This is a genomic window from Leifsonia shinshuensis (assembly GCF_013410375.1).
In the GTDB taxonomy this organism is placed as follows: domain Bacteria; phylum Actinomycetota; class Actinomycetes; order Actinomycetales; family Microbacteriaceae; genus Leifsonia; species Leifsonia shinshuensis.
Window position 1 is genome coordinate 4,117,200 of record NZ_JACCFL010000001.1, and the last position, 12,186, is coordinate 4,129,385.

A 12,186-nucleotide genomic window follows, 5' to 3' on the forward strand; every position below is an offset into this window, starting at 1 on the left:
CGTGCGTAGAACTATGAGGGAGGACGAGATGACCAGGATCATCCGGTGCGAATGCGGCTACATCGCCCGCGGCGAGACCGACGCCGCGGTCGTCGACGACATCAGCGCCCACCTGGAGGCCGACCATCCTGCCCTCTTCCAGGCAGTCGCGCGGGAGGACCTGCTCGGCTGGATCCAGTTGGAGTGAGCCGTAAGGAGGCCACCATGAGCTCCACCACCACAAGAGCGGCCGCGCGCGATGTGCGCGCCGCTGCGCCCCTCGACCCCGTCCCCGTCGTTGGGCCGGACTGGCTCGAATCCCATCTCGCGGACCCCGGCGTCCGCGTCATCGAGGTGGATGTGAACGCCACCGCGTACACGTCCGGCCACCTCCCGGGCGCCGTGCTCTGGAACCCGTACGCCGACTTCAAACGCCCGGACTACCGGCCGGTCGGCGACGACGCGATCCGGGCGCTGTTCGAACGCTCGGGCATCACGCCCGACACGACCGTCGTGCTCTACGGCTACGCTCCGTCGCTCGCGTTCTGGCTCCTGAAGCTGTACCGGCACAGGGATGTGCGCATCCTCGACACCTCCCGCGCGGTCTGGCAGGAGGCCGGCCGGCCCTTCACGACCGAGACGCCCGAGGTGACGCCCTCCCGGTATCCGCTGCCCGCTCCGGACGACTCGATCCGGGCCACCGCCGCCGACGTGCGCGCGGCGATCGGACGCCCCGGCACGACGATCGTGGACGCCCGCAGCGCCGCCGAGTACACCGGCGAGCGCTTCTGGCCGTCCGGGACCCCGGAGCCGGGTGGCCGCACGGGTCACGTCCCGTCGGCGGTGAACGTGGATGCCGCCGGCGTGTTCGACGAGCGCGGCCGGTTCCGCGACCGCGACACCCTGGCGGGCATGTTCGCGTCGGTCGACCCGGACGCGGACGTCATCACCTACTGCACGATCGGCAACCGCGGCGCGGCGGAGTGGTTCGTGCTGCGGTACCTGCTCGGGCACGCGAACGCGCGCGTCTACGACGGCTCGTGGGCGGAGTGGGGGCACGAGACGGACACGCCGATCGAGTGAGCGACCGGACTAGCTGTCCTTCCGGATCCACCGGAAGGACAGCCGGCAGGCGATCAGCCCGGCGACCAGCCAGATCAGGAGCACCACGGCGATCCAGCCGAGCTGCCAGCTGCCGCTCGGCTCCGCCGCCTCGAAGCTCGCGGGCAGGAACACGCTCCGCATCCCCTGCGCGATCCACTTGAGCGGGAACAGGCTGGCGATGTTCTGCAGCCAGGTCGGCAGCAGGTTGAACGCCAGGTAGACGCCGGAGATGAACTGCAGCACCAGCACGATCGGGATGATCACCGCCGTCGCGCTCTTGCCCGTGCGCGGAACCGCCGACAGCGCGATACCCAGCACCGCGGAGGTCACGATGCCGAGCGCGTAGATCCAGGCGAAGCGCAGCCAGGACTGCGGGTCGGTCGGCAGCGCCACCCCGAAGAGCACCCGGGCGACGAACAGCAGGAGCCCGATCTGCAGGATGCTCGTCGCGATGACCTGGCCCATCTTGCCGAGGAAGTAGGAGACCACCGGCAGCGGCGTGCCGCCCAGGCGTTTCAGGGTCCCGTCGCTCTTCTCCATGGCGATGTCGACGGCCAGGTTCTGCACCCCGCTCAGCAGGATGCCGGCGGCGATCATCCCGGGCAGGTAGTAGGCGGCCTGGCTGATGCCGCCGCTGCCGTCCGGGGCGGCGCCGACCTTGCCGAGGCCCTGGAAGGCGACGGAGAAGATCCCGAGCATGACCACCGGGAAGAGGAATGTGAAGAAGATCGTGTCCGCCTGGCGGAAGTACACGAGCACCTCGTAGCGGATCCTGGCCCAGCCCAGGGCGACCGAGGTCATGCCGCCACCTCCTCGCCGGACGCCGCGCCCCGGGCGCCGGCTCCGCTCGCCGTGGCCGCCCGCTCGTCGGCCTCCCGCACCAGGCCGAGGTAGATGTCCTCCAGGCTCGGGCGGATCACCTCCAGGTCGCGTGGCTCACCGCCGGCCTCCGCGGACAGCCGGGCGACGAGCGCGCCCGGGGTGTCCGTGCGCTCCTCGTGCGGCGCGCCGGTCGCGTCCCGCCAGCGGACGATCGGTACGCGCGCCGCCTGACCGCCGATCGCGTCCACCGCCCCGATGTCGAGCAGGGCGCCGTGCGCGATCACCGCGGCCCGGTCGCTGAGCTGCGCGGCCTCGTCCAGGTAGTGGGTGGTGAGCAGGATGGTCGTGCCCTCCCGTTTCAGCGTGCGGACCAGCTCCCAGAACTGCCGCCGCGCCTCCGGGTCGAACCCGGTGGTCGGCTCGTCCAGGAACAGCAGCTCGGGACGCCCGATCACGCCGAGCGCGACGTCCAGCCGCCGGCGCTGGCCGCCGGAGAGGTTGCGGATGCGGACCTTCGCCTTCTCCTCCAGCCCGACCGCAGCGATGACCTCCTCGACGTCGCGGCTGCGCGGGTAGTACCGCGCGAACTGGGTGAGCTGCTCGCGCACGGTCACGTTCGCGGCCTCGGCGCCCGACTGCAGCACGATCCCGAGCCGCGCCTTCCACGCCGTCCCCGCCTTGCCGGGGTCGACGCCGAGCACGCTCGCCTCGCCGCCGGACCGGTCGCGGTAGCCCTCCAGGATCTCGATGGTCGTGCTCTTCCCCGCGCCGTTGGGCCCGAGCAGCGCGAACGTCTCCCCGTCGGCGATCTCGAAGTCGACACCGCGCAGGGCCTCGAACGACCCGTACGACTTGCGGAGGCCGCGCACGACCACGGCGGGAGGACGTGAGCTCATGCGCCCATCATGCCGCGCGCTGCTCCCGCGCGCAGCCATCTCTTCCTCACTTCCTCCCGCTCGGGCGCGGCGTGTCGCGAGAGGAAGTGAGGAAGCGATGGCTGGGGACGGCGGGCGGCGGGGCGGAGCTCAGCGGTCGGGGTCGGCCACCAGCTCGACCTCGACCTCGTCGCCCGCTCCGCGGCCGGTGGCCTTGCGGGTCGCCGCGTTGAACGAGACGAGGTACCGGCCGCCCAGCACTCCGATGGTGTTCGGGTAGGTGTAGCCGCCGTCGATCGTCACGATGACGGGCACGCGCTTGCCGCGGCCGAAGCCGAGCACGACCTCCTCCGGGACGACGATCGCGACGTTGTTGCCGCCGGTCGACTCCAGGACGGTGCGGAAGACGGTCATCGGACCTCCAGCGGCTCGGCTCGGCGGATGAAGGGGCTGGTGCGGGTGCCGACGATGCTAGCCGAAATCGTCGGCAAGGCATCGACTTTCTGCGCGAATCGGACAACACTTGCGCTGACGTGACAGCGCTGACCCGAAGGGCAGCGGTCGCCACCCGGGCTTGCTCGCCGTGACGGGCGGGAGACCAGCGGCGGGGACGAGTGTTCGGGACCTCGTCCCCGCCTTCGGACGACGTGCGATCAGGAGCGCTGCCGGACCCGGTCCGAGGCGAGCGCGCGCTCGACGGCGACGGCGGGGACGCGCTCCGCGACCCGGCCGGGCCGGTCCACTCGCGCGGGCACGCCGCGGCGCGCCCCGAGCCGCAGGGCCAGGACCTCGGCGAGGTGCAGCGGCCGGGAGGTCTCGGTCAGCCCGGCGGTGCCGCCCAACTGCTCCACCTGCGTGCGGCAGCTGAACCCGTCCGCGATCACGCGGGCGTCCGCCCCGGCGGAACGGATGGCCGGCAGCAGCGCGTGCTCGGCAGCCGCCGCCGACACGTCGAGGTGCCCGGCCTCGAACCCGAAGTTGCCGGCCAGGCCGCAGCAGCCCTCCACGGTGGTGGTCTCGACGCCGGCCGCGTCGAGGAGGGCCTGGTCGGCGCCGAAGCCGCCCACGGCGTGCTGGTGGCAGTGCGGCTGCACGACCGCCGAGCCGCCGACGTGCGGAGGCGACCACTCGGGGGTCCGCAGCAGCAGCTCGGCGAAGGAGGTCGCCCGCTCGGCGACCGCGGCCACGTTCGCGTCGTCCGGCAGCAGCTCCGGCGCGTCGGAGCGGAACACGGCGAGGCAGCTCGGCTCCAGCCCCACCAGCGGCACGCCGTCGCCCAGCGCCGCGGCGAGCGCCGCCGCCGTGTGCGCGAGCATCCGGGACGCCGTCGCGAGCTGCCCTGTCGAGATCCAGGTCAGGCCGCAGCAGAGGTGCCCGGGCGGCAGCACGACGCGATAGCCGGCGTCCTCCAGCACGGCGACGGCGGCGCGCCCGATGGAGGGGTGGAAGTTGTCGGTGAAGGTGTCCGGCCAGATCATCACGTCGCCCAGCGGCGCCGGAGGCGCGGGCGGCCGGGCGGCGAACCAGTCGGTGAAGCGCTGCGGCGCGAACCGCGGGACCGGCCGGTCGGGCTCCACCCCGCCCAGGCGCTTCGCGGCGCGGGAGACGCCGGGGACGCGCGCGAGCCGGTTGACCAGCGTCGGCGCGACGCTCGCCAGCCGGGCCCAGACCGGCAGCCAGCCCATCGTGTAGTGCGCGGCGGGGCGCAGCCTCCCCGCGTAGTGGTGCGAGAGGAACTCCGCCTTGTAGGTCGCCATGTCGACGTTCACCGGGCAGTCGGTCTTGCAACCCTTGCACGACAGGCACAGGTCGAGCGCGTCGCGCACCTCGGTCGAGCGCCAGCCGTCCTCGATCGGGCTCTCCCGGTACTGGCCCTCCAGCATCTCGAACAGCAGGCGCGACCGGCCGCGGGTGGAGTGCTCCTCCTCGTTCGTCGCGCGGAACGACGGGCACATGACGTTGCCGCTGTGGCTGCGGCAGTTGCCGACGCCCACGCAGCGCAGGGCGGCGCGGTCGAACCGGCCGCGGTCCTTCGGGTAGGAGAAGTGCAGTTCGACGTCGACCTTCGGTCCGTAGCCGGCGCCGAGGCGCAGGTTCTCGGTCGGCAGGTAGGGGCGCACCAGCTTGCCCGGATTCATCCGGTCGAGCGGGTCGAACAGCGCTTTGAACCGCTCGAACAGCCGGACGACCTCGTCGCCGAACATGACGGGGAACAGGGCCGCGCGGGACTGGCCGTCGCCGTGCTCCCCCGACAGCGAGCCGCCGTAGCGGGCGACCAGCTCGGCGCCGCGGCCGATGAACGCGCGGTAGTGCGCGATCCCCTCCTCGGTGACGAGGTCGAAGGGGATGCGGCAGTGCACGCAGCCATGGCCGAAGTGGCCGTACCGGGAGACGTTCTCGTAGCCGAACTCGTCGAGGAGCGCGCCGAAGTCGCGCAGGTAGGCGCCGAGCCGCTCCGGGGGGACGGCGGCGTCCTCCCAGCCCTCCCACGTGTCGGGCCGGCCGGGGATCCACGCGGTCGCGCCGAGGCCGGCCTCGCGCACCTCCAGGATCTCCTTCTGGTGCGCCGGATCGTCGAACGCGCGGTCGTCCGGGACGACGTCGCGCTCGCGGAGCGCGGCGACCGTCCGCTGCGCCTTCGCGTCGGACTCCTCCTTGCTGTCGCCGCCGAACTCGCAGACCAGCCAGCCGCCGCCCTCCGGGAGCAGGTGCAGCGCCTCCACGTTCTGCCGCTTGGTCTTCTGGTCGTCCACCAGGACGCTGTCCAGGCCCTCGATGGTCAGCGGGCCGTGCTCGGCGATCGTGGGGGCGGCGTCGGCGGCGTCCTCGATGCTCGGGAAGCCGAGCACCAGGAAGGTGCGCGCCGCGGGCACCGGCACCAGGTCGAGCTCGGCGTGCAGCACGGTGACCAGGGTGGACTCGGAGCCGACCAGCGCCTTCGCCACGTCGAAGCCCGCCTCCGGCAGCAGCGCGTCGAGGTTGTAGCCCGAGACGCGCCGAGGGATGCGCGGGTAGCGCTCGCGGATCAGGTCGCCGTCCTCCTCGGCGAGGTCGCGCAGGGCGGTGTACAGCTCGGCGACCCGGCCGCCGGCGCGCTGGATGCGCTCGAACTCCTCGGTGGAGGTCGGCCCAGCCCAGAACCGGTCGCCCTCGTAGGTCAGCACCTCCAGCCGACGGACGTTGTCGTCCGTCTTGCCGTAGGCCTGCGCGCTGGAGCCGCACGAGTTGTTGCCGATCATTCCGCCGAGCGTGCAGTGCGAGTGGGTGGCCGGCTTCGGGCCGAACTGCAGCCCGTGCGGCGCGAGGACCGCGTTCAGGTCGTCCAGCACGATGCCGGGCTCGACCACTGCCACGCGCGCGTCCACGTCGAGCGAGACCACCCGGTCGCAGTACTTGCTCCAGTCGATGACCACGCCATGGTTGGTGCACTGCCCGGCGAGACTCGTGCCGCCTCCCCGGCTGAGGAGGGGCGCGCCGAACTCGCGGCAGACGGCGATGGCCTCCACGCCGGCCTCAACCGTGCGCGGGACGACGACGCCGATCGGCACCTGCCGGTAGTTGGAGGCGTCGGTGGCGTAGGCCGCGCGGCTGCCGTCGTCGAACCGGACCTCCCCGTCGACCCGGTCGGCGAGCGCGCCGGCGAGCGTGCGGACGTCCACTCCTCCGGAGGTGATGGTCATGGTCGTGCCTCCCCGCTCGTCGCGGCGCCTGGTCGTCCCGACGTCTGGTCGTCCCGACGCGAGGGCCACGGTACTCAGGGGCGGCGCGCTGCGCGAGGGGTGCGGCTCCGGCGCCGTCCAGTGGTCGGCCAGGAGGCGTTCAGGGGGCGCAAAGGGCGGCTTCCTAGGGTGGGTGGTCCGAGCGAGTGGTCCGGGAGGGAGGCACGGGATGCGCAAGGCTGTCGTCGCCCTGATGGTCGCCACCCTCGTGGTCGCCGGCGGACTGTTCGCCGCCTCCCGGATCACGATCGAGCCGGCCGGCTCCGCGACTCCCCCGTGCGCGGACGCCGCAGCCACGACGGTGGCGGGACGCGCCGTGCCGAAGGGGCCCGTCGCCGGGTTCTGCGCGCCGGAGCTCGCGATGGCCGCCACGATCCTCGCCGCCGCGCGGGACCAGGGCGTCGGGCAGTACGGCGAGACGATCGGCGTCATGACCGCGATCGGCGAGTCCGGCCTCCGGAACCTCGACTACGGCGACGCCGCCGGTCCGGACAGCCGCGGCCTGTTCCAGCAGCGCGACAACGGCGCCTGGGGCACGCTCGCCGACCGGATGGACCCTTACACCGCCGCGACGAACTTCTTCCGGAAGCTGGAACGCCTCCCCGGCTGGCAGTCGATGACGCCCACCCAGGCCGCGCACGCCGTCCAGGTCAACGCCGACCCCGACTACTACGCGCAGTACTGGGGCGAGGCGCAGACCGTCGTCGCCGCACTCGGCGGCTAGCGATAGCGGCGGTCAGCGGAGGTAGGAGGCGTCTGGGCCGGTGTCGCCGGAGCTCTCCAACGGCGGGTCGCGCAGCTCGCTGAGCTCGGCGACAGCGCTCTCGATCGCGTCGAGCGCGAGCCGCAGCGGTTCCACCCACGCCGCAGGGCCGGCGCTTGCGGCGGTCGCGGCGACGGCGAGGCTCTTGCGGGCCCGGCGGATGGCGTCCTCGGCGGTCTCCAGGTTGTCCATGTCGTCATCGTCCCACCGCGCGGCCCCGTGCGGGACTCCTGAGAGTCCTGACAGACGACGCGCGCATCGCCCAGCCGGCGTTCACCTGCGCTTCCCGCCCGCCGCCTGGGATGCCGCGCCCGACACACCGAGCGCGCCCCGGACGGCGTAACCCCGCATTCATGAACCGTTTGGTTGACCCCCTCATGAGGGACGCAGCAGTGTCGTGCCTGTGACCTCGCCATGAGGTCCCTCAACCGGTCGGGACACCCTCGCATCGCTCCCGGCCGGGCCGCCTTCTCAGCTCCTCCGCTCTCGGGAAAGGTCTCGCTCCATGCCTCGCAACACCTCGCGCCGCCAGAAATCCGGCCGGCGCCGCTTCTCCTCCCTCACGCCGCGGCAGCGCGTCCTCGCCGTCACGGCGGCGACGTGCGCGCTCGTCGTCCTCGGCGGCGGCATCGCCACCGCCTCCACCCTCGCCTTCGGGAACCAGCAGGTCGGCACGCAGTACGCCAACGGCGAGCAGATCTCGTCCGACCAGGTGATCCAGCCCGCCGGGACCCGCCTGATGACGCCGTTCGGCAAGCTCATGGGATCGACGGTCAGCCCCGACGGGCACTACCTCGTCGGCACCAGCACTGACCGCTCCGTCGACCTCCAGGTCTTCGACCTGAACTCGTACAAGCCCGTCGCAGCTGCGGGCACCCTCGCGGCGGCCTCGTTCGCGACCGCGGCCGCCAACGCCGGCTACGGCTCGATGAACTACCTCAAGATCTCGGACGGGACCGTCGGCCAGGAAGGCCCGGTCTTCTCGCCCGACGGCAAGTTCCTGTTCGAGCCGGTCGCGACCGGCATCGTGCGCTACCCGTTCAACGCCGACGGCTCGCTCGGCGCCGGCACGAAGATCGCCATCCCGAACTCGGCCGCGGGCCAGGAGGCGCTGACGGCCGGGATGACCTTCTCGCCCGACGGCTCGACGCTCTACGCCGCGGTGAACGGCCAGAACACCGTCGTCGCGATCGACCCCACCGCCGGCACGATCACGCGGATCCTTCCCGTCGGCATCGCACCGCGGCAGCTGGCGTTCGTCGGGACCAAGCTCTACGTCTCCAACGAAGGCGGCCGCTACGCGCTCCCGGGTGAGACCACGATGGGCTCGTACGGCACGCAGGTCCCCGCGAACACCACCCTCGGAACCTCGACGACCGGAACGGTCAGCGTCATCGACACGGCGAACCCGTCGGCCGCGGTCGGCTCCATCCCGGTCGAGCTGCACCCGACGGCCATGCACGTCAGCGGGAACACCCTCTATGTCGTCAACACGAACAGCGACACCGTCTCGGTGATCGACACGCGCTCCGGCGCCGTCGTCCAGACGATCGCGACCCAGCCGTGGGCGTCGTCGAAGACCGGCTACCAGCCGACCGCCGTCACGCTGCAGGGCGACCACCTCCTGGTCTCCCTCGGCAACGCGAACGCGATCGCCGTCTACAAGGTCGACGCGAAGGACCCGCGCGACCCCGCCGCGCTCATCGGGCTCCTGCCCACCGACTACTACCCGGAGAACGTCGCGGCGGTGAACGGCTCGGTCGTCGTCACGAACACGCGCGGCATCGACGCGCGCGGCCCGGGGATCACCGTGAACAAGGGCGCGGGCGTCCCGGTGGTGACCGGGCACGGCACGCACTCGACCACCGCGTCCCTCACGAAGTTCGCGCTTCCGAGCGACAAGGAGATCCGCAAGGCGACCGCTCAGGTGTTCGCCCAGAACGGCTGGACCGAGAACTCGTTCAAGCAGGCCCAGGGCGACCAGGGCGACCAGGGCGACCAGGGCGAGAACGGCGCGTCGGCGGTCATCCCGAAGCGCCTGGGCGACCCCTCGCCGATCAAGCACGTGTTCCTCGTCGTCAAGGAGAATCGCGGCTACGACCAGCTCTACGGCGACATGAAGCAGGGTAACGGCGACCCGTCGCTGACCCAGTTCGGCCAGACGGTGACGCCGAACCAGCACGCCCTCGCCACGCAGTTCGGCCTGTACGACAACACGTACGACATCGGGACGAACTCCGCCGAAGGCCACAACTGGCTCATGCAGGGCGACAACACCGCCTACACCCAGACCAGCGCAGGCGAGTACACCCGCTCGTACGACACGGAGGAGGACGTGCTGGGCCACCAGCGCAGCGGCTTCCTGTGGAACTCGGTGCAGTCCGCCGGCAAGAGCGCGAAGAACTACGGCGAGTTCGAGTACGGCGAGGGCAAGCCGGCCGGCGCGACCTGGCAGCAGTACTACTGCGCGGCCACGAGCGTCATGGCCGGCGGCTCGCCCGCCCAGCTGTTCGACCCCTCGATCAAGTGGAACGCGGGCTCGGTGATCCCGTCGCTCAATGCGATCTCCGACCCGAACGCGGCGCCGTTCGACCTCGCCGTGCCGGACATCTACCGGTACGAGACCTGGAAGCAGGACTTCGAGAAGAACGGCCCGTCCAACTTCAACATGGTCTGGCTCTCCAGCGACCACACCGGAGGCACCGCCGACCCGAAGGCTATGGTCGCCGACAACGACCTGGCCCTCGGCAAGATCGTCGACGAGATCTCGCACTCGCAGTACTGGAAGGACTCCGCGATCTTCGTCGCGGAGGACGACAGCCAGGACTCCGCCGACCACGTCGACGGCCACCGTGCGCCCATCCAGGTGATCAGCCCGTACGCCGTGCACGGCAAGACGGTGAGCACGTACTACTCGCAGATCAGCATGGTCCGCACGATCGAGCAGATCCTCGGCGCGCAGCCGCTGAACCAGAAGATCGCCGCGGCGACGCCGATGGTGGACGCGTTCACGAACAAGCCGGACCTGACCCCGTACACCGCGGTCGCCAACCAGGTGCCGCTGACCGAGGGCGTGGCGACCAAGCCCGCCTGCGGCTACGACACCCTCGGCCAGACCGGAGCCGCGGCCGACGCGGTGAACGCCCAGGCCGCGAAGGACGCCGCCGTGCCCGCCTCCGAGCAGGCCGTCGCCGCCCAGTGGCAGAAGTGGGCCGGCAAGCAGCACTTCACCGGAACGGCCGGCCACCCGGCCATCCCGGACTACGACAACCCGCTGCTGATGAACCGTTACACCTGGTACCAGACCAAGCACTGGACGTCGCCCTACCCGGGAGACGCCAAGATCTACGGTCCGGACGACGTGCCCGGGATCGCGCCGGGATCGACCAACCACGACGACCAGTAGCCGTCGGAGCGCGGACGCCCCTGCCCCTCGTGGGCGGGGGCGTTCGTCGTAGCCGGGCCGTTCGTGCGCTTACGGGTTCTCGTACGTCCCGTCCAGGCGGGCGCGCGCGATGACGTGGCCGCGCATGGCTCGCACGACGTCCTCCAGCCCGAACGAGGCGGGGAGGTCGAGCCGGCGATCCACGGCGAACAGCTGGAAGACGTACGTGTGCGGCCCGTGCGAGGGCACCGGCATCGGGCCGTGCCAGCCGCGTGAGCCGAGCGAGCCGCGGCCGTAGGCGATCCCGGGCACTGCGCCCCTCCGTGCCAGCGCGCCCTCCGGCAACCCGCCGAGCGCCGGATCGATGCCGCGCGCGATGGTGTGGACGGCCGGATCCGCCCGCGGCGCGTCCGGGTCCTCGACCACGAGCACCAGCTCCTCGGCGGCGACCGGCGGCGCCGTCCACGCGAGCGCCGGCGACAGGTCCTGCCCGAGCAGCCGGCCGCGGTACTGGGCGGGGATGGGGGCGCCGTCGGCGAACGCCGGGCTCGTCAGCACGAACGACTCGGGCCCGACGAGCCCGTCGCGCAGCCAGACGATCTTGTCGTGCCCGGCGCGCCGATCGCGCAGCGCCCGTCCGATGGGGTTCGGCATGGTGAGGGCGGCCTTTCGGAGAGGGGTGGTCGGGTGGCCAGCCTAGTCCTCCACCCGGAGGGGTTCGCGAACCGCGTCCCGCACCCGCTCCCGCTCCCGCACCAGCCACACCACGTCGCGCCCGAACGACTCCAGCAGGAGCAGCAGCGCCACCGCGACCAGCACAGCGGAGACCGCGGGCAGCGCCCCCGTGCACGCCGCCGCGAGCGCGATCCCGGCGTACGCGGTCACCACCTTCCGCCAGTAGCGGTAGGGCAGCCGTGCGCGCAGCCACGGCAGCGCCCATCCCGCCGCCACGAACGCATAGCGGAGGCCGCCGATCGCCAGCACCCAGAGCCCGAGCAGCGAGGCCACGTGGACGCTCAGCACCAGCAGCAGGAACGCGTCCACCTCCATGTCGAAGCGCGCGCCGAGCTCGCTCGTCGTCCCGGTCCGGCGTGCGACCCAGCCGTCCACCGCGTCGAGCGCGAGGGCCGGGATCACCAGGCCGACGAGCAGAGCGACGGGGACCGCGCCGAAGAGGGAGGCCACCACGAGCCCGGTGATCAGCCCGACCAGGGTGGACCGCATCGAGGTGACGATGTTCGCCGGGCCGAAGCGTTCCGACCTGCGGCGCTGGAGGCCGCGCACGAGCAGCGTGTTCGACACCAGGAGGTACGCGGCGGCGGCCGCCCAGCCCACGGGCGGCAGCGGCGTCATCCACCATTCGACGTCGAGCAGGCCGAGGAGGAGAACGAGCGCGAGGCCCGCGCCGGCCCAGCCGACCGCTGCGAGTTGAACCCTTTTCACGTGAGCCTCGTGTCTCTGGGGAACGGCACCGTGCGGATGCCGCATCTTGCCTTAACACGCAGCGTGTGCACGGATGGTTCACGAAGCCCCGCTCCC

Annotated in this window: 11 protein-coding genes; 4 read left to right on the forward strand and 7 right to left on the reverse strand. The window is 72.0% G+C overall.

Features of this window, described 5'->3' with window-relative positions; all coding sequences use genetic code 11:
- Positions 1 to 28: 28 nt before the first annotated feature.
- Both HNR13_RS19835 and HNR13_RS19840 read left to right on the forward strand, forming a co-directional pair.
- Positions 29 to 187: a hypothetical protein gene (locus tag HNR13_RS19835; RefSeq protein WP_179608519.1), complete on the forward strand. Its 159-nt coding sequence runs from the start codon at positions 29 to 31 to the stop codon at positions 185 to 187.
- Between the two features lie 17 nt (positions 188 to 204).
- Positions 205 to 1,062, forward strand: a complete 858-nt coding sequence (locus HNR13_RS19840; RefSeq protein WP_179608520.1) for a sulfurtransferase — start codon at positions 205 to 207, stop codon at positions 1,060 to 1,062.
- 9 nt (positions 1,063 to 1,071) lie between these two features.
- On the opposite strand, the gene HNR13_RS19845 is transcribed toward HNR13_RS19840, so the two are convergent.
- The 4 genes from HNR13_RS19845 to HNR13_RS19860 all read right to left on the reverse strand — a co-directional run bounded on the left by HNR13_RS19845 (position 1,072) and on the right by HNR13_RS19860 (position 6,460).
- Positions 1,072 to 1,884: an ABC transporter permease gene (locus tag HNR13_RS19845; protein ID WP_179608522.1), complete on the reverse strand. Its 813-nt coding sequence runs from the start codon at positions 1,882 to 1,884 to the stop codon at positions 1,072 to 1,074.
- Complete coding sequence (locus HNR13_RS19850; RefSeq protein WP_179608523.1) at positions 1,881 to 2,801, reverse strand: ABC transporter ATP-binding protein; 921 nt, start codon at positions 2,799 to 2,801, stop codon at positions 1,881 to 1,883. The genes HNR13_RS19845 and HNR13_RS19850 overlap by 4 nt, the downstream gene beginning before the upstream one ends.
- Positions 2,802 to 2,930: 129 nt before the next feature.
- Positions 2,931 to 3,194, reverse strand: coding sequence for a DUF1905 domain-containing protein (locus HNR13_RS19855; RefSeq protein WP_179608525.1), 264 nt, complete (start codon positions 3,192 to 3,194; stop codon positions 2,931 to 2,933).
- Positions 3,195 to 3,433: 239 nt separating this feature from the next.
- Positions 3,434 to 6,460, reverse strand: coding sequence for an FAD-binding and (Fe-S)-binding domain-containing protein (locus HNR13_RS19860; RefSeq protein ID WP_179608527.1), 3,027 nt, complete (start codon positions 6,458 to 6,460; stop codon positions 3,434 to 3,436).
- Positions 6,461 to 6,668: 208 nt separating this feature from the next.
- On the opposite strand from HNR13_RS19860, the gene HNR13_RS19865 reads away from it, so the two are divergent.
- Complete coding sequence (locus HNR13_RS19865) at positions 6,669 to 7,223, forward strand: hypothetical protein (RefSeq protein WP_179608529.1); 555 nt, start codon at positions 6,669 to 6,671, stop codon at positions 7,221 to 7,223.
- A gap of 12 nt (positions 7,224 to 7,235) precedes the next feature.
- Here the strand turns inward: HNR13_RS19865 and HNR13_RS19870 are convergent, their stop codons facing one another.
- On the reverse strand, positions 7,236 to 7,454 hold the full coding sequence (locus tag HNR13_RS19870) for a hypothetical protein (RefSeq protein WP_179608530.1): 219 nt from the start codon (positions 7,452 to 7,454) through the stop codon (positions 7,236 to 7,238).
- A gap of 313 nt (positions 7,455 to 7,767) precedes the next feature.
- Between HNR13_RS19870 and HNR13_RS19875 the strand changes: the two genes are divergently transcribed.
- Positions 7,768 to 10,668, forward strand: a complete 2,901-nt coding sequence (locus HNR13_RS19875; protein WP_179608532.1) for an alkaline phosphatase family protein — start codon at positions 7,768 to 7,770, stop codon at positions 10,666 to 10,668.
- A 69-nt stretch (positions 10,669 to 10,737) separates the two neighbouring features.
- Here the strand turns inward: HNR13_RS19875 and HNR13_RS19880 are convergent, their stop codons facing one another.
- Both HNR13_RS19880 and HNR13_RS19885 read right to left on the reverse strand, forming a co-directional pair.
- The gene (locus tag HNR13_RS19880; RefSeq protein ID WP_179608534.1) at positions 10,738 to 11,301 is read right to left on the reverse strand and encodes a YbhB/YbcL family Raf kinase inhibitor-like protein; all 564 of its coding nucleotides are present in this window, start codon (positions 11,299 to 11,301) and stop codon (positions 10,738 to 10,740) included.
- A gap of 42 nt (positions 11,302 to 11,343) precedes the next feature.
- The gene (locus HNR13_RS19885; RefSeq protein ID WP_343063635.1) at positions 11,344 to 12,090 is read right to left on the reverse strand and encodes a CDP-alcohol phosphatidyltransferase family protein; all 747 of its coding nucleotides are present in this window, start codon (positions 12,088 to 12,090) and stop codon (positions 11,344 to 11,346) included.
- Positions 12,091 to 12,186: the final 96 nt, after the last annotated feature.